Annotated in this window: 13 protein-coding genes and 2 tRNA genes; 6 read left to right on the top strand and 9 right to left on the bottom strand. The window is 62.8% G+C overall.

Annotation, left to right across the window (positions count from 1 at the left end; all coding sequences use genetic code 11):
• Positions 1-2 precede the first annotated feature (2 nt).
• On the top strand, positions 3-1,163 hold the full coding sequence (locus EII26_RS04940; RefSeq protein ID WP_124888038.1) for a hypothetical protein: 1,161 nt from the start codon (positions 3-5) through the stop codon (positions 1,161-1,163).
• Between the two features lie 168 nt (positions 1,164-1,331).
• Positions 1,332-2,930, top strand: a complete 1,599-nt coding sequence (locus tag EII26_RS04935; RefSeq protein WP_233572615.1) for a Synerg-CTERM sorting domain-containing protein — start codon at positions 1,332-1,334, stop codon at positions 2,928-2,930.
• Between the two features lie 121 nt (positions 2,931-3,051).
• Here the strand turns inward: EII26_RS04935 and EII26_RS04930 are convergent, their stop codons facing one another.
• The 3 genes from EII26_RS04930 to EII26_RS04920 form a co-directional block, all read right to left on the bottom strand.
• Positions 3,052-4,539: a tripartite tricarboxylate transporter permease gene (locus EII26_RS04930; protein WP_124888036.1), complete on the bottom strand. Its 1,488-nt coding sequence runs from the start codon at positions 4,537-4,539 to the stop codon at positions 3,052-3,054.
• 2 nt (positions 4,540-4,541) lie between these two features.
• Positions 4,542-5,072: a tripartite tricarboxylate transporter TctB family protein gene (locus tag EII26_RS04925; protein ID WP_158612164.1), complete on the bottom strand. Its 531-nt coding sequence runs from the start codon at positions 5,070-5,072 to the stop codon at positions 4,542-4,544.
• A gap of 130 nt (positions 5,073-5,202) precedes the next feature.
• The gene (locus EII26_RS04920; protein WP_124888034.1) at positions 5,203-6,171 is read right to left on the bottom strand and encodes a tripartite tricarboxylate transporter substrate binding protein; all 969 of its coding nucleotides are present in this window, start codon (positions 6,169-6,171) and stop codon (positions 5,203-5,205) included.
• Between the two features lie 155 nt (positions 6,172-6,326).
• On the opposite strand from EII26_RS04920, the gene EII26_RS04915 reads away from it, so the two are divergent.
• Together EII26_RS04915 and EII26_RS04910 are read left to right on the top strand one after the other, a co-directional pair.
• Positions 6,327-6,402, top strand: a tRNA-Lys gene (locus tag EII26_RS04915).
• A gap of 22 nt (positions 6,403-6,424) precedes the next feature.
• Positions 6,425-6,500 (top strand) — tRNA-Glu (locus EII26_RS04910).
• 188 nt (positions 6,501-6,688) lie between these two features.
• Here EII26_RS04910 and EII26_RS04905 read toward each other — a convergent pair.
• The 6 genes from EII26_RS04905 to EII26_RS04880 form a co-directional block, all read right to left on the bottom strand.
• Positions 6,689-7,246 (bottom strand): DUF4276 family protein, encoded by a 558-nt coding sequence (locus tag EII26_RS04905; protein ID WP_199735071.1) that lies wholly within the window; start codon positions 7,244-7,246, stop codon positions 6,689-6,691.
• A gap of 59 nt (positions 7,247-7,305) precedes the next feature.
• Positions 7,306-8,499: an AAA family ATPase gene (locus EII26_RS04900; protein WP_124888033.1), complete on the bottom strand. Its 1,194-nt coding sequence runs from the start codon at positions 8,497-8,499 to the stop codon at positions 7,306-7,308.
• Positions 8,500-8,630: 131 nt separating this feature from the next.
• Positions 8,631-9,779, bottom strand: coding sequence for a YibE/F family protein (locus EII26_RS04895; protein ID WP_124888032.1), 1,149 nt, complete (start codon positions 9,777-9,779; stop codon positions 8,631-8,633).
• Positions 9,780-9,889: 110 nt separating this feature from the next.
• On the bottom strand, positions 9,890-11,470 hold the full coding sequence (locus tag EII26_RS04890) for an alkaline phosphatase (protein WP_124888031.1): 1,581 nt from the start codon (positions 11,468-11,470) through the stop codon (positions 9,890-9,892).
• 246 nt (positions 11,471-11,716) lie between these two features.
• Complete coding sequence (locus EII26_RS04885; RefSeq protein WP_124888030.1) at positions 11,717-12,901, bottom strand: M20 family metallopeptidase; 1,185 nt, start codon at positions 12,899-12,901, stop codon at positions 11,717-11,719.
• A 25-nt stretch (positions 12,902-12,926) separates the two neighbouring features.
• Positions 12,927-14,333, bottom strand: coding sequence for a YfcC family protein (locus tag EII26_RS04880; RefSeq protein WP_124888029.1), 1,407 nt, complete (start codon positions 14,331-14,333; stop codon positions 12,927-12,929).
• Between the two features lie 177 nt (positions 14,334-14,510).
• Between EII26_RS04880 and EII26_RS04875 the strand changes: the two genes are divergently transcribed.
• Both EII26_RS04875 and EII26_RS04870 read left to right on the top strand, forming a co-directional pair.
• Positions 14,511-15,392 carry a LysR family transcriptional regulator gene (locus EII26_RS04875; RefSeq protein ID WP_124888028.1) on the top strand — a complete coding sequence of 294 codons (882 nt, stop codon included), beginning with the start codon at positions 14,511-14,513 and terminating at the stop codon, positions 15,390-15,392.
• A 367-nt stretch (positions 15,393-15,759) separates the two neighbouring features.
• Complete coding sequence (locus EII26_RS04870; RefSeq protein ID WP_124888027.1) at positions 15,760-16,419, top strand: 4-hydroxy-tetrahydrodipicolinate reductase; 660 nt, start codon at positions 15,760-15,762, stop codon at positions 16,417-16,419.
• Positions 16,420-16,433: the final 14 nt, after the last annotated feature.

Raw genomic sequence — 16,433 nt, 5'->3', positions numbered from 1 at the left:
CGATGGAAAATGTTTCAACGTTCGTGGTTGGGAACGCGGATTCGCCGGCCTCGAGGGCATGGCTGGTGTTCGCGGCGCTCCTGTTGGTCCTCGCCTTTCCATCCGCCGCGATGCCGGCGGAGCTGCGCCTCGAGCGGCGCGCCATCACCGACCCGCAGTCCGGAGGGGTGACGGCGGCCGTGGTCACCCTGCCGGTGGGGTGGCGTCTCGAGGGCGGGGTGAACTGGGATTTTCTGACGTCCTGCTATCCCGCCAGAATAAAGATCATCGTCAAGTCGCCGGGAGACGACACCTGGTTCAACTATTACGGGCCCTATTCCCAGGCGTTTCTTTCCGGCCAGTCCCCCTTTGCGGGGGATGAGGCCTACAAGATGGGCCGCCAGCTCGTGCCCTTCATGAGCCCTGAGGAGGTGATCCGGGAAATGCTTGCAGGGGACCGGGCGATCGCCTCGATACGGATCGTGGGGGTGGACAAGTGCGAGGGCAACGCCGCGAACCGGGAGAGACGGCGCCAGGAGATCGGCGCGATATGGGGAAGTCTGCCCGGAGCAAATCTCCGGGACGTCCGCGTCGAAGAGGCGATCGTCCACGCGACCTTCACGAAGGGCAGCGTCCCGTGGGAGGCCAAGTTCCATGCGATGGCGGAGTACATCTTTACCGTCGACTCGCTGGGAGGGGAACAGGTCCTCTGGGACGTCGGCCCGGTTATCGCGCTTCAGGCCCATGCCGGAAAGCTTGGGGGGTGCGAGGGGATCCTGTCGGCCATGGCTGCGGGGACGATGGTGGACCCCGTCTGGGGGATAGCGATGCAGAACGTCGGGCACCAAATGGTGCAGCGGCGGTTGGACCAGGGGCGCCGGGCCATCGAGGTCAACATGCAGCAGGCCATCGAGTCCGCCCGCCAGATGGGACAGGCCGGCAGCGCGGGGGGAATGGCGGAGACGAACGCCAATGTCATGCGCGGCTGGACCAACACCCTCACCGGCATCGACCTGTGGCGGGGCGACGATGGCGTGACCCACAGCGTCCCCACGGGCTTCCGCTTCGGCTGGTCCGGGCCGGATGGGCAGACGGTCTACTCCGACAACCCCGAGTTCGACCCCAACCGCGATTCGGCGCACTATCCGGGCGACTGGTCCCCGATGCAGACCGTCCCGTGGTGATCGGCGGCGGATCGGGCCCGAAATTTTCATGGTTCTGCGGACGTTTTTTCAGGGGGAGGAGCTTGGCTGTCCGGAGAGGAGGCTGAGGCGGCGGAGGGAAAGGCGATGCAGAAAACGTGTAGCGGGTGGGGCACCAAACAAACGAACGAATAAGGAGGCTGAACGGTGATGCGAAGAGGAAACAAAAGTGTAAGGGGCTTGCTCCTGTGCGTATTGGCGGTCCTGGCGCTGTGCGCTCCGGCCGGGGCCTACACGAAAAGCTATCTCTACGAGGACGGCGGAGCGTGGTGCAATGTCCGGATCGCCACGGACTGGAGCGGCCAAGCCTACTTCATGCTGTACGACGCGGCGGGGACGACCTCGCACCTCTACACGGTGCCGGCGGACTTCTCCGGGCGCAAGGAGGACCTGAACCTCGCCAAGCCCTTCATGACGATCCCGGGGCGGGCGCGATTCTTGAAGATCACGACGGACAGGGACGCCTCCTACGTCTACTACACGCTGGCCGGCGACAGCACGCACCTCTATCGCCTGCCGCTGAAGCGCGGCTATACCGGTCAGCCGGAGGTGCGGGACTTCACGCTGGGAGACAGCGCCTTTGTCTTTGCGGGCTTCTCCCTGGCCAAGGACCCGGACCAGGTCTTGCTGGTGTCGAAGGCGTCCGCGCAGCGGGAGGTGACGATCGGGCTTTTCTCCTTCAGTCAGTGGAGTGTCTCGGGCTCCAAGAGCCCCATCCGCACCTGGACCTGCACTCTGCCGGCGGAGCGTCACTTCGAGCCCCTCAATGAGTGGGATGTGGGGTATACCACCGTCTACGAGGCCAGCACCGGCAAGGTGTGGCTCTCCGTTAAGCAGACCGATACGGTGGTGAGAAAGGAGTGTTACAAATGGTTTTTCCACGCGGACATCGGAACGGGTGGCGGCCTTCGGGCCTTTGACCCTGCGGCCGAAGTCCCCGGATGGAACGAGGACAAGAACTTCAAGGAGCTGCTGATCGGGTCTTACCAAAGGAGCGTCGGCTGGACCAACGAGCCGGTTGTCAACCGTGATTTCGTCAAGTTCACCGTGTACAACGTCGGGACGGGAGGGCGGATGACGATCTCCGACCAGACGGACACCTGGACGGATCAGCAGGCCCGGGAGTTCTGGAGCGGAGGAAAAGGTACTTACTCGCAAAGAGGCCACTTCGTCGACGCCCGGGGCAGGTTGTATGTGATCTACAACTCCGTGGGAGCAGAAGGCAAGTTCGATTTCGTCCGCATCCTCTGTCTCTCCCCCGCGAGTTCCGCCTCCGTCGCGCCGCCCCTCCTCCCGAAGGATGCCGGGCCGCAGCCCGCAGACGCCGTCGTCCTGACCGCCCTGCCGTTCTCGGGTCCGGACGGCTATGTGGCGGTGGGCAGCCGGTGGGAGGTTTACGCGAAGGCGGGTTCGGGCCGGAGCGCCTCCGGGGGCTTCGCCATCCGCAACGTCGACGGCCGTGAACCGGTCTACAAGGGAAGCAACACGGACGGCTCGCCGAGCCACAAGGTGGCGCAGGCTCTGCCCGCAGGGGACTACGAGTGGCGCATGAGCTACGACTACCGCACCGGCAGCGAGGGCGCCATGGTCCGAGCCAGCCCGTGGTCCGAGATGGGGTCCCTGACGGTGACCGCCTCCACGAAGCCCGCTCCTGCTCCGGGCGGCAAAGATGGCGGCGGCGGGTGCGACGCCGGGCTTGCAGGCCTGGCCCTCCTGTTGGTGGCTCCGCTGCTCCTGAGGCGGCGTTAGCCTTCTGCCACGATCCCGATTTTATACCGAGGACCGCCGGCACAATCGGTGTCCGTAGCGTTTATTCACGTTTTGTAGGCGGGAGGCCCTTCAAGGGCCTCCCGTGCTTTACGGTTGAAGTTCAGCGTCTTATGGGGCCGAAGATCCTCCGGATCAGGCGCACCAGCGGAGCGCTGAAGAAGGTGAGGAGGATGAGGGCGATCAGCGCGGCGCAGATGGGGTCGGCGATGAAGGCGGTGTAGTCGCCGCCGCTCTTCAGCATTCCGATGCGAAAGTTGTCCTCCACCATGTTCCCGAGGATCAGCCCCAGGATCAGCGGGGGCAGGGGGACCGATACGCGTTCGAGCAGGAACCCCGCGATGCCGGCCGCCAGCATGATGCCGACGTCCCAATAGTTGGAGCGCATGGCGTAGCTGCCCACGATGGAGAAGAGCAGCACCAGCGCAAACACGACGTTCTTGGGCAGGCGCAGGATCTGGCGGAACGCCTTGATGCCCAGCAGTCCGACGGGGATCAGCATGAATTGGGAGATCAGGGCGATCGCGAAGATGCCGTTGACCATATCACGGTTCTCCTGAAAGATCATCGGGCCGGGCTGGAGCCCGTACATGATCATGGCGCCCAGCACGATGGCGGTGATGGAGTCGCCGGGGATGCCGAAGACCAGGGCGGGGATCCAGGCGCCGCCGATCGCCGCGTTGTTGGCGCTTGTGGGGGCGATGACGCCCTCCTCGCAGCCCGTGCCGAACCTCTCCGGGCTGCGCGAGAGCTTTTTGGCCGTCCCGTAGCCGACCCAGGCCGCCACGTCGCCGCCCGCGCCGGGAAGCGCGCCGATGACGGTTCCCAGGACCGCGGACCGCAGGACCGTCAGCTTGTGTCTCCAGATGCTGGAGAAGACGCGCGACGCCGGGGGCAGGCGCGTTGATCCGGAGAGGGCGGTCGTTCCCAGCCGTTCGGGACGGGACACGGCCCTGAGGACCTCGCAGACGCCGAACATCCCGATCATGACGGGGATGAATCCCACGCCGTCCGCCAGGTCCATGACGTCGAAGATAAAACGGTAATGCCCCGTCGTCAGGTCCGTCCCCACCGTGGAGAGCAGCATGCCCAGGGATGCGGAGACGACGCCCATCAGCGCGTTGCCCTGGCTGAGGATGGCGCTCATGGACAGGCCGAAGATCCCGAGCCAGAAGTATTGGAAGTGGGTGAATCGCAGGGCGAAACGGGCCAGAGCCGGTGCGACGAAGATCAGGAGCAGCACCCCGACGGTGCCTCCGATCGCGGAGCAATAGACATCGAGCGACAGGGGCAGGCCGCTGTCGCCCTTCTGCGTCATCGCGTAGGCGTCGAGGACCGCCGCGGCCGAGGCAGGGGTTCCGGGGATGCGCAGGTATGTCGCGGGGATGTCGCCCGCGAAGATGGACGAGGCGGAGACCCCGATGACCATGGACAGCCCCGTGAGGGGCGGCATGTAGTAGGTCACGGGGATGATCAGGGCGACCGCCATGGTGGCCGTGAGCCCGGGCGTGGCGCCGATGACCAGGCCGAAGAGCATCGAGAGCATCCAGGGCCCGAGGGTGGAAAGGGAGAGAAGCTGCGTTAGGTCCATGGTCAGAACCTCCAGCCCAGGGGTTCGGTCAGTGTGCCCCGGGGCAGCTGGACGCGGAAGACGCCGTTGAACATGAGGAAGATCAGGCCGATCGTCAGGCAGGAGGCCAGAACGGCGAGGAGGGGTCGGACCCGAAAGCGGAGCATCAGGGGCAGAATGCAGGCCAACGCCCCCAGGGAAAAGCCCAGGTGGTGAGTCAGGGGGATGAAGGCTGCCGTCGCGAGGACGACGCACAGGATGTTGACGAACCCCGAACGGGACAGGGGCTCCTGCGGGACGGAGCCCCGCTTGCCGCGAAAAATGGCCCGGAGGGTTTCCCGTATGCCGGTCAGGCCGAGGAGGAAGGCGAGGAGCCGCGGAAAGGTGCCGGGGCCCGTCAGCCTGCGCGCGTCCAGCAGGTCGTCGGGGTATCCCGCGGTCTCGTACCACACGAGGCCGCACAGCAGGATCAGGAAGAGACCGAGGATAAGGCTGGGAGGACGTTGGGGGCTCGCCGCCGTTCCGGGCGTCGGGGAGGGGATAGGGGTCTCCATGTCGTCCAAGTTGTTTCACGCTCCTTTTTGATGTGTGGCTGGGGCACGCGGACGTCGGTACGTGCGGATATGGAAAGAGGGAACGGCGCAAACGTCGCGCCGCCCCCTCCTGAAGAGCTCTCAGGGCAAGCTACTGCCGGAGGTAGCCGCCCAGCTCCATTGAGGCCTTGCTGTCCGCGTCGGCCTTCGCCAGGGTCTCCGCGTAGGCTGCGGAGTCCTGATAGGTGATGGCGAAGCTGTTCTTCTCCATGAATTCGACGAAGGTCGGGGACTCGCAGGCCTTCTTGACGGCGTCGTTCAGGACCGCGACGATCTCCTTGGGCGTTCCCTTGGGGGCCGAGAGCCCGCGCACCGTCGCGTAGGCGACGTCGTATCCCAGCTCCCTTGCCGTCGGGACGTCCGGGAAGGTTTTGCTGCGCTCCGGGCTCATCAGCACCAGGGCGCGGAGCTCCCCGTTCTCGAGCTGAGTCTTCAGCTCCGCGATCCCGCAGGTGATGACGTCGATGTGTCCGCCCAGGATCTCGGGGATGGCGCTGGCCGCTCCCTTGCTGGGGATCCAGAGCGCGTCCTCGGCCTTCAGCCCTGCGGCGTTCATCAGGGCCAGCCGGGCGAGGTCCCAGATGCCGGCCTTGGCGGTGCCGGAGAAGAGGCGCTTGCCGGGGTTGGCGCGGATGTCGTCGAGCAGCGCGGCCAGATCTTTCCAGGCGGCGTCGGCCTTGACGGCCATCGCGGCCGGGTCGCTGTTGATCATCGCGATGTGCTCGTAGTCCTGGTGGGTGGGAGCGGACTTGACCCCCATCCAGTGCAGGGTCGCCAGTTCGAAGGTCGTGCAGGTGAGGGTGTAGCCGTCCGGCTTGGCGCGGGCACCGAAGGAGTGTCCCACCGCTCCGTCGCCGCCCGTCTTGTTCTCGATCACCACGGGCTGTCCCAGGGCCTTCTCGAGCTCCGCGCCCATGGCGCGGATCACGCGGTCCGTCCCGCCGCCGGCCCCCCATGGACAGACGATGGTTATGGCCTTCTCCGGATAGGCCGCCAGGGCCGCACCGGAGGCGAACAGAACGACGACGCAAACCATCAGCAGGGAAACAAAACGTCTCATCATCACGATACCATCCTTTCGTTTTTGGAGCAGAGGATCGTCCTCATTATAACCGTTCGCCTGCACGAAAGGAGAGGGCGAAAAAAATTTTTGCACGGCTTGTCTCCGGTCTTTTTATGGTATAATGCTTCGGTGCTTTGGATGAGGTGCCCTGAGAGCCGTTAGCTCAGTCGGTAGAGCACCGGACTTTTAATCCGGGTGTCGTGGGTTCAAGTCCCACACGGCTCACCAACGCACGCAGCAAATCGAGCGCGGTCCCATCGTCCAGGGGCCTAGGACACAGCCCTTTCAAGGCTGCGACGCGGGTTCGAATCCCGCTGGGACCGCCAGTTTAAACAATCAATGAACGGCATAAGCTCGAAAAACCCCTGAGAAATCAGGGGTTTTTGCTTTTTGAGCCCCTAGATCAAGTGGAAAAAATGCGCCGGCTCGACATGAAAAAGTGTACGGTGCTCTTTGTCTCCTTGCCTTTCATTTTGCGGGCTGGATGGAGGCGATAGGATTGAGATCGGGTGCTTCAGATGCGGTTGCCCCTGCCATCGTCCGAAGGGAAGGGCGAAGATAGAATGTCCCGGATTGCCCCGAAAAGCATCTTGAAACTGTGGGACCGGTTGTGTTGCGGACTCAGGTGGGGAGCGATGGAACGGCTACCGCCGATTTTCTGGTATCGACTTTTCGTCAGCGTCTCCAATTCCTTCGAGGGGGCTCGGAGATTGTCCGGATCACGGAACTTCCTTTGAGACTGTCTTTGGGCAAGCCCCGTCAGTTGCAATCCATTTTCCACGGCGGACAGATCGCCAAGGTAAAAGCTCTCCAATTCCCGGCAGGCAATACGGATGACGCATCTCTGCAAAAGTGGCTCCGGACAGAGGGCTCGTATCGACTCTTTCACGACGGTACAATCTCCTGCGTCCTGATCCCGGATGATGAAAAAAGTGGTGTACGGAGTCCGCCATCGGCTCAGAACCCGCGACAGATGTTTTTCCAGATCCTGCTTTCCCTCGAAGACCTTGTATTGAATGTCCCAACTCTGGGGATCGACCTTGAAGTTTGTCTCGATCAGGCCTTGCAGCATCCATTTGGCTGAGGCCTCCTCCAACAGAAAAAGGAGCGTGCACAATGGAGGGAGAACGGTCATCTTGGATCGGCCCCGGGGAAGAAACCATGTTTCCAAAGCCAGCCCATCTGGCCACCGTCCTCCATATAGGCTTGGAGCTGAGGATCGTCCGCCGCACGACGAATTTCGGTATAACCGTCTTGCTTGACCAGCCAGAAGACCTCCTCCAGTTTCGCTGCGTTCAGAAAATCCGGGGAATGCGTGGATACGAAAACTTGACCCCCTCTATTGCTGTAGCCCCGGAATTCCTCCGCCAACTCCGTCATCAGCTGGGGATAGAGCTGATTTTCCGGTTCCTCAATACAGAGAAGGGGGTGCGGTTTCGGATCGTAGAGGAGCACCAGATAGGCAAACATCTTGATCGTGCCGTCCGAGACGTAGCGATCGATGAAGGGATCTTGAAAAGCCCCGTCACGGAACTTCAAGAGCAGCCGTCCGTCCGATGTCGATTCGGGCGTGATGTCCCCAATTCCCGGCACCCTCTCCTTCATTGCCTGGAGAATTCGCTCGAATGTTTTCCGGTCGTTCTCGTATAGGGAATTGGCGATGAGCTGGAGGTTGTCGCCCCTCTGGGAGAGATGTTCGGCATAACCGGTAACGTCCTTGCTGCCGCGGGCTGCATCGATATGGAAGTCTGAAACATGCCAGTTTTCGATCATCTGACGAAATGCGTTGGCGGCCTTGAAACGCTGAAATTGCCCCAGCCCTTTAATCGCTAAAATGTCGGTTCCGTCAAGGCTTTGCTGCTCCCGGGTCAGCTCCTTGTCCGAGGCCTTGAAATCCTCCTCGTTGTTGATGGCGTAGCCCTTGCCCTTGCTGAAATTCAGGAAGTTGAAAGGAGAGCCGTAGGAACTTCGTTTGTAGCGGAGCAATTCTCTGTTGACCACGGGCTTGTTCTTCTCCTGGCCAATCTCCAGGCGATAGGTCACCAGGCGTTCATAGCCCTCGATCTCCATACGATACTGAAGCTCGATGACGATATCCGCATCGTCTCCCGCGCCCCGGGTGACGACCTGGGAAAACCCACCCCGCTTCTGGAGTGCGACGGAGACATTGTAGGTCAGGCAATCCTTGAGAAAGCCGAATGTGTCAAAAAGCGTACTCTTGCCCGTACCATTGGCTCCGACGACGACGCAGAAGGCCGGAATGCTTCCGATCCTCGCATCCTTGAAAACCTTGAAGTTCTTGAGATTGAGCGTCTCGATTCTCATCGCAGTGGTATCCTTTCTGCGAGCGTGCCGATGATGGGGGTGGAAACCGCCGATATTCTTTCCCAATTATACGCTAACGGAGGCCCTCCATAACGCCTTTGCGCCGGCGGGGCACCCCTCGGCACCCGGCCTCATCTCCTGCCGGGCAGGTAGAGCAGCGTCCCGATGACGGTGGTCATGGGGGCGACGAGCACCAGCCCGAAGCTGCCGACCAGAGTGTGCAGGATCTCCGCGGCCACGTGGTTCAGGTTCAGGATGTTGGCGTTGGAGATGCCCTGTCCCATGAAGAACATCAGCATGGCGATGTAGCCGCCGCTGTAGGCCAGCACCAGTGTCGTCGTCATGCTTCCGATGACGGACCGGCCGATCATCAGCCCGGAGAAGAAGAGCTCGCGGCGCGTAACGGCGGGGTTGTGCCGCACGATCTCCTGCATGGCGGCCGAGAGGTCCATGGCCAGGTCCATCACGGCTCCCGAGGCGGCCAGAAAGATCCCCGAGATGAAGAGCCGCGTCAGATCGAGATTGAGAAACCCCGCGAACAAAAGGGTCTCCGAGAAGGGGCGCACCGCCCCGTTGACCTTGAACGCCGGCAAAAAGAAAAGGGCGATCAGGCAGGTGACGCCGAGCCCCGAGCAGGCACCGAGAAAGGCCACCAGCCCCTTGAGGCCGATCCCCGCCACGAGGAACAGGATGGCCGCCGTCATGCAGCTGATGCAGGCGAAGGTGACCCCGATGGGGTCGTAGCCCTTGAGCAGACAGGGAATCAGGACCTTCCAGATCGTCAGTCCCGTGAAAAAGAAGGACAGCATGGCCTGAAAGCCGGTGAACCCCCCGTAGGCGAGCAGAAAGAGGCAAAAAACCCCCAACAGGATGAACTCCGTCCTCAGGCGGTAGTGGTCCGAGGCCCGGGCCCAGGTCACCCGATCGCCCTGGATTGCGTAGTTGACCAATGCGAGGTCGCCGGGCTCGAAGACCTTGTCCAGCTCCATCTTGCCGGAGAAGAGATTCTGTGCCGTGATCGCGGTGCCCTTTATCGGGCCCTCCAGCAGCTGGAGCACAACCGTCTGGGCTCCCGTAAAGAGCAGGCCGTGCTGGTCCAGCTGTTGGTTGTCCACCTCCAGAACCCGCCCCTCGGCCTGCAGGGAGCCCGTGTTGCGCCGGGTCTCGAACCCCGTCGGAATGAAGTACAGGATACCGCACAGCGCCAGAATGACGCCGGACAGGATCAGGTCCCTGCGGCTCGTGTTGTGGAAGAGGTAATGTTTCAGCATGGCCTTCATGGAGTCTCGTCAGCTCCTCGGTGAAGGAACGGGGCGCGGCTGCAGACCAGCGCGCCCCGTTCCTTCGTTGTCGTGGTGCGCAGGGCGTGGGAGAGGGACGCCCGTTCGCGCTATTGCTGATACTGTGCGATTGCGACGACCTTCCTGAAGATGTCCGTGTTGTCGAAGTATCCGTTGAAGTTCTCGCAGCCCACGCCCACGGCGGAGACGGGAGTGGGCAGGCCGCTGTGGGAGAACGAGGTCCAGGCGATGCCGGCCTTGTGGTTCAGGACGTGGGTGAGGGTGACGGTAAGGGGTTCGTAGCTGCCGTAGGCCGTGTAGTAGGCGTCGTCCTTGGTCGGTCGGTCCGCCTGCGGGGTCATCGTCATGGCGAAGGCCTTCTCCAGCAGTCCCAGCTCGTAGTCCGTCAGGGCCATCTCCAGTGCGGCGACGGCGTCCGGGTCGCCCTTGGCCGCGGCCTCGCTCAGCTTCTTCATCTGGTCCTGGGGGTGGTACTTCAGGCCGAAGAAGTCCTCGATGACCGGCAGCATGTCCGCGAACCTTCCCTCGGGGTTGTCCTTCTTGAATTTTTTGATCTCCGCGTTGAAGGCGAGGTAGGATCCCTTCTGTCCCTCCAGGCGCTTGAGGAAGGCGTCGTAGCGCGTCCCGGCGTAGCCCAGGGCCAGTCCGCCCGTCTCATGGTCGCCGGTCACGACGATCAGGGTCTCCTCCGGATGTTTCCGGTAGAAATCGTAGGCGACCTTGACGGCCTCGTCCAGTGCGATGACGTCGTGAATGGCCGTCACCGCATCGTTGGCGTGGCAGGCCCAGTCGATCTTGCCGCCCTCGGCCATGATGAAGAAGCCCTCGGGGTTGTCCAGAAGCTCGATACCCTTCGCCAGGAATTCCGCCAGGCTGATCTCGGCCTTCGGATCGCGATCGATCGTGTAGGGGAGGGCCGCGTTGTTGTCGAGGGCCGGATTGATGGTCACGACCTTCTCGTCGCCCTTCTTTAGCTTATCGAAGTCCTCCCGGGTGTTGTAGACCTTGTAGCCGCCCTCACGGATGATCTCGGCGACGTCCTTCTGGTCCTTTTTGCTCCCCTTGGGCTGCTTGAAGCCGCCGCCGGCGAAGTATTCGAAGCCGCTTGCGGGAATCTGCTGCGCGATCTCGTAGTAAAGATTGCGGGACGGCGCATTGGCGTAGAACGCGGCCGGGGTGGCGTGCTCGATGGAGACGGTGGAGATGATGCCGACCTTCTTGCCTCTGGCCTTGGCCAGTTTAGCCATGGAGACATAGCCCTCCTTGCCCAGGGGATCCATGGCCACCACTCCGTCCTGTGTCTTCTTGCCCGTCGCGATGGCGGTGCCCGAGGACGAGGAGTCGGTGATCAGGGAGTTGAAGGAATAGGTGGAGGAGAGTCCCTGGGCGGGGAAGGTGTTCATGAGCAGGTGATCGATGGCCGGCTTGAAGTCGGCGATTCCGTCGTCGAGCCTGATCTTGCCCTCGGCCTTGGCGATCTGGGGCTCCAGGGTCGAGGTGTCCTTACGGGCCGCCAGAAAGTACTCCGTAACGTTTCTCTGTGGAAAGGATGTGCCGTCTCCGATGAAGAGGAACACGTACTTCGCCCTCTGCTCCGCGCCGGCCGTGCCGGCGAGCAGAGCGAGCAGAAGAAGGAACGGTGCTATGGAACGTAGCCATCGTCTTTTCATGTGCGATACCCCCCATAGAAATGATCGAGACCTTTCCTTGAACAAACGGCCTCCGGAAGGCATCCGGCCCTCTTTTCGCTCTCCCCCGAAATCGACGGACGGCGGCCCTCCCGGATTATCCTAGCAGAGATGCCGGGGTTGTCAAAACGGCGGCCGACGTGTGCTTTGCATCCCCTCTCCTCCGCCGAGGAAAACGGACATGGGGGCGAGGAATCCCCTTCCCCGCCCCCATGTGCCCGTTTCTCGTCAGTCGTTCGAACCGATCCGTTTTTTCCGGTCGAATTCCTCTTGGATGTCCTTCATGAGGTCCGGCTCCTCGACGAGACGCCGGACCGCCTCGGCGATGATTTGGGCCGACAGGATCAGGGCCCGGTGCAGGGCGTCGGACTTCCCGGCGTCAAGGTACTCCTGCGAGTGGGCCGAGCTTCCCTCGGGCACGAACGCGATGCGGAGGCAGGTGCCGGGAACGTGGAACATGACGTTTCCGAAGTCCGTGGAGCCCGTCTTGGCGCGGGGCGGACGGATCGTGGGGGCGTCCATCTCGCGGGCGACCTCCATGACCAGGTCGTTCAGCTTCAGGACCGGGATCTTGTTGTGGAGCACCTTGTCCTCGATGATCTCGGCCGTAGTGCCCGTCATGAGGGCCGCACCGTTGGCGACGTCGAAGAAGCGCCGGACCACGGTGTCCAGGTACGGCCTGTCGTAGCCGCGGAGGTAGACGAGGCTCTCCGTCTCCTTGGGCACCACGTTGGCCGGCCCTCCCGCGTTGAGGATCGTGTAATGCATCCGGATGTCGTCCTTCACGTGCTCCCTGAGGAACTCGATTCCGTGGAACATCAGCAGGGCCGCATCCAATGCGCTCCGGCCGTCCTCGGGCTTGATCGCCGCATGAGCCGATTTCCCGTGGAATCGGACGCGATAGCGCGACATGGCGAGAGACTGGATGTCCGTGGTCGTCGTCGGTCCTCCGTGGACCATCAGCGCGACGTCGAGCTCGTGGAAGCAGCCCTCCTTCAGCATCATGGACTTGCCGCTGACCGTCTCCTCGGCGGGGGTCCCGTAGACCACCACTTCGCAGGAGGCGTCCTTCAGGCCCTCCCTGAGGGCCAGTGCGGCGCCTACCATGGCCGGCCCCTGCATGTGGTGCGCGCAGGCGTGCCCCATGTTCTCGATGGCGTCGTACTCGCACAGCAGGCCGATCACCGGTCCCGACGTGCCCGTACGCCAGCGGGCGCGGAACGCGGTGGGCAGGCCGGCAATGCCGCGCTCCACCTCGAACCCTCCGCGCTCCAGTTCGGTGCAGAGCAGCTCGGCCGCCCGGTGCTCCTCGAGGCCCACCTCGGGATGATCGAAGATGTCGTCGGACATCGCGGTCAGGCGAGGGGCAAGGGCCTCGATGTGCCGCTTCAGAAGTTCCTTCGTGCCGTTCATGGTTTGGGATGCCCCCGGTCCGGTGCTAAACGTAATGGATGAAGTGGGCGAAGGCCAGGATGGCCGAGCCCAGAAGCATCCACAGCCCGAAGAGTTTCATCATAAACTTCATCCAGAGGTCGTAGCTGATGCCGGTCGCACCCAGGAAGCCCATGAGGGCCGAGGCGTGGGGCAGGATGTAGTTGCAGAACCCGTCGCCGAACTTGTAGGCGAGGACGGTCGTCTGACGGGTGATGCCGGCGATGTCGGCCACCGGGACCAGGACGGGCATGACCACGGCGGCCTGGCCGGTCCCCGAGGTGACGAACCCGTTGACGATGACGTTGATGATGAGCAGCATCGGCGCCTTCAGCCAGTCGGGCATGTAGCCCAGCCCCTTGGCCAGGTTCATGACCACCGTGTCCAGCACCTTGCCGTCCTTCAGGATGATCGCGACCGCGGCGCCCAGCCCCACGATCAGTGCGGCCGAGGTCATCCCCTTGGCCCCCTTGACGATCTCCGTCGCGATCCTGCTGGGACCGAACCCATAGACGAGTCCGCCCGCCAGAGCCATCCACAGAAAGCATACCGCGGTCTCGACGAGCCCCCAGCCGTAGCGGATGCAGCCGAACATCAGAACGGCGAAAGAAAGCACGACGATCGCGAGGATCAGGGGATGCTTTCCGCTGTACGCCACGTCCGAGCCGGACAGGTCGAAGGCGTTCTCGTAGTTCGTCCCGTACAGGACGCTCTTCGTCGGGTCCTTCCGGGCCCTCTCCGCGTAGCGGGATATGTAGACGGAGGTGAGGATCAGGAAGAGGACGAAGCTGACCACGCGCAGCCACATTCCGGAATAGGCGGTGAGCTGAGCCATCTCCTGGGCCACTGCGGTGGTGGGGGCCAGGATGCCTGTCGAGAACCCGATGCCGACTCCCAGGAGGACGATAGCGACTCCGACGATCGCGTCGTAGCCCAGTGTGGCGGCCAGCATCACCCCCAGCGGGGCGAAGCCGATGAACTTGTTGGTGGACTGCGTGATGCCGATGACCGCGAACAGGGTCAGGATGACGGGAATGAACCACTTCTCCTTGCCGGCGCAGGCCCTCGCAAGACGATTGCAGTAGGCGTGAAACAGGCCCGTTGCCAGGATCACCTCCAGGGCGCCTCCGATCAGCAGCAGGGGGAAGATGATGTTGGCCTGCTTCTGAAGCCCCTCCAGGATGTAGTTGGGGATCAGCCAGGGCTTGACCGGCTTTGCCTGGACGTATTGGAAGGAATCCTTGTCCACCATCGTGATTCCCTCCGGCGTCTTGACCCGATTGTACTCGCCGGCGGGGATGACGTAGGTCAGGAAGCTGACGAAGAGGAGGAGGCAGACGATGATGACGTAGGCGTGGGGAAACTTCGACTTCTTCTTGGTCGGCAACGGTGCGCTCTTTGCGGTGCTTGACATTTCGGAGTCCTCCCTTACAGTTTTGATGTGGATCCTGGGACGCCGTCGGATGAAAATAGAGGGAATATGGGGAATAGAAACGACACCCTCCTCGAAGTATAGAAGCCGATACGTGAAATTGCCAATGGCGCGTTCTTATTTCATGAAATAAGCGTTCGTTATCGCGGGGAGGCCTTTATGGATTATCTGGACTGCCGCATCTTGGTCGAGCTGGCGCGGGACCGCAACATGACGCATGCGGCTCAGACCCTTTTCCTGTCTCAGCCCGCGCTGACGCGGAGAATCAAGAACCTGGAGCGCGAGTTCGGAGTCCCGCTCGTAATCCGCAGGTCGAAGGGAATCGCGTTCACGGAGCGGGGCGACCGGCTGCTTGACGCCGCCCGGAAGATGCTGATGGACTACGAGGTGCTGAAGAGCGACCTCGCGGCGTTTCAGGAGGGGAGGGTATCCGGCGAGCTGAGGATAGGGGCCATTTACGTTCTGCTGGAGAGCGTTCTTCCTCCTCTCATCGCCTCCTTTGCGAGCCGCTGCCCCGAGGTTGCCTTTCAGCTGGTGGCCCAGCCCAACGTCAAGCTTTTTCACGGGCGGCGGGTGCACCTGGGATCCGAGCCGATGTACGTCGTCTCGAAGGAACCGATCGACCTTGCGGATCTCCCGATGCTGCCCCGGATCGACGCCGTCAGGAACGCCAAGCTGAACGCCCTGCTGGATGCCTGGTGGAACGAGCGCTACAGACACCCCCCAAGGAGCCTCGTTCGGGTCAGCAACTCCAACATCGGCCTGAAGCTGGTCTCGCTCGGCATGGGATATGCCTTCGTCTCGGAGTCCTCCCTCGCCAATTTCGGCTCCGGCCTTTTTCGCACGCCGATGTACGATGGCCGGGGGCAGCCAGTCCTGCGTCACACCTTCCTCTACTATCGAAACGAGGTCCTTCGCCTGAGGCAGGCCGCGGCCTTTCTCGATTTCATCGAGAAAACGGGGCTGCCGCCGCCCTCCGGGGCGGGCGGGGATCGCGATGAGCCCCCGGGTTCCTTGACAGGGCCGGGACGGGGGGTATAATCCTATGAACTCTATTCATTTATGGTCGGGAAAAGGCGAGGATACAGGGGCCGCCTCCTGCCGTCCGGGACAGAGAGCGACGTTCGCAGGCTGAGAGACGTCGAACGGCCGGGGGAGGATCCGCGGGGCGTCCCGTGGAGGAACGCGGCCTAAGGCCTGTGGAGCCGGGGCGGAAAGGGACCGCTGGTCCTGGAGTACGTTCACGTTCGGGCCCGCGTCAGTGGCCTTTGAGGTGGAGCTCCGGTACGGAGACGGAGTTCAAGCAGGGTGGTACCGCGTGCCTGTGGGCGCGTCCCTACGTTGATGTGGGGACGTGCTTTTTTTTTGCGGGGATGTCCCCGGGGTTCGATGATGGAGGTGGACTGCCATGAAGTACGGAATTGTCGGCTGCAGGGGCCGGATGGGCGTGGAGGTCGAGAGGGCGTTCGGCGCGTTGGGTCACAGCCTGGTGCTGACGTCGGACCTCGAGGGCGTGGAGTGCCGGGAGCGGCCCGAGGTCCTCGTGGATTTCTCGTCGCACGCCGCGCTGGCGGGGACGGCGTCGCTGTGCCGCGAACATCGGTGCGGGCTGGTCGTCGGGACGACGGCACTGAAGGAGGAGCACTTCAGCCTCCTGCGGGCGCTCGGGACGGAGGTGCCGGTGGTGCAGAGCTTCAATTTCGCCACAGGCGTGAACGTCCTCGCCATGATCCTGAAGGACTACGCACCGCTTCTTTCGGACTGGGACCTGGAGATATCGGAGACGCACCACAACCGAAAGAAGGATGCCCCTTCGGGTACGGCGATCCTGCTGCGCGAGGCCGCGGGGCGCGACTGCCCCACCCATTCCCTTAGGCTGGGCGGCGTGCCGGGGGACCACACGGTCTGTTTCGGCAACGACGGCGAGGTGCTGACGCTAACCCACCGGGCTCTGAACCGGAGCGTCTTCGCCCTGGGGGCGCTGCGTGCGGCCGAGTTCGCGAGGACGGCGAGGCCCGGGTTTTATTCTTTCAGGGACGTGCTGAAAAAATCTGTGGAGGAGAGCTGAACGATGCAGGATCG

This window comes from Fretibacterium sp. OH1220_COT-178 (assembly GCF_003860125.1).
Taxonomy (GTDB): domain Bacteria; phylum Synergistota; class Synergistia; order Synergistales; family Aminobacteriaceae; genus CAJPSE01.
This window is presented reverse-complemented; position numbering and strand designations above follow the sequence as displayed.

Coding starts and splice junctions, on each gene's coding strand:
- EII26_RS04940 (WP_124888038.1), top strand. CDS start 3: ATGGAAAATGTTTCAACGTTCGTGGTTGGGAACGCGGATTCGCCGGCC.
- EII26_RS04905 (WP_199735071.1), bottom strand. CDS start 7,246: ATGCTGCAAGGCCTGATCGAGACAAACTTCAAGGTCGATCCCCAGAGT.
- EII26_RS04920 (WP_124888034.1), bottom strand. CDS start 6,171: ATGAGACGTTTTGTTTCCCTGCTGATGGTTTGCGTCGTCGTTCTGTTC.
- EII26_RS04895 (WP_124888032.1), bottom strand. CDS start 9,779: ATGAAGGCCATGCTGAAACATTACCTCTTCCACAACACGAGCCGCAGG.
- EII26_RS04875 (WP_124888028.1), top strand. CDS start 14,511: ATGGATTATCTGGACTGCCGCATCTTGGTCGAGCTGGCGCGGGACCGC.
- EII26_RS04885 (WP_124888030.1), bottom strand. CDS start 12,901: ATGAACGGCACGAAGGAACTTCTGAAGCGGCACATCGAGGCCCTTGCC.
- EII26_RS04880 (WP_124888029.1), bottom strand. CDS start 14,333: ATGTCAAGCACCGCAAAGAGCGCACCGTTGCCGACCAAGAAGAAGTCG.
- EII26_RS04930 (WP_124888036.1), bottom strand. CDS start 4,539: ATGGACCTAACGCAGCTTCTCTCCCTTTCCACCCTCGGGCCCTGGATG.
- EII26_RS04890 (WP_124888031.1), bottom strand. CDS start 11,470: ATGAAAAGACGATGGCTACGTTCCATAGCACCGTTCCTTCTTCTGCTC.
- EII26_RS04870 (WP_124888027.1), top strand. CDS start 15,760: ATGAAGTACGGAATTGTCGGCTGCAGGGGCCGGATGGGCGTGGAGGTC.
- EII26_RS04925 (WP_158612164.1), bottom strand. CDS start 5,072: ATGGAGACCCCTATCCCCTCCCCGACGCCCGGAACGGCGGCGAGCCCC.
- EII26_RS04935 (WP_233572615.1), top strand. CDS start 1,332: ATGCGAAGAGGAAACAAAAGTGTAAGGGGCTTGCTCCTGTGCGTATTG.
- EII26_RS04900 (WP_124888033.1), bottom strand. CDS start 8,499: ATGAGAATCGAGACGCTCAATCTCAAGAACTTCAAGGTTTTCAAGGAT.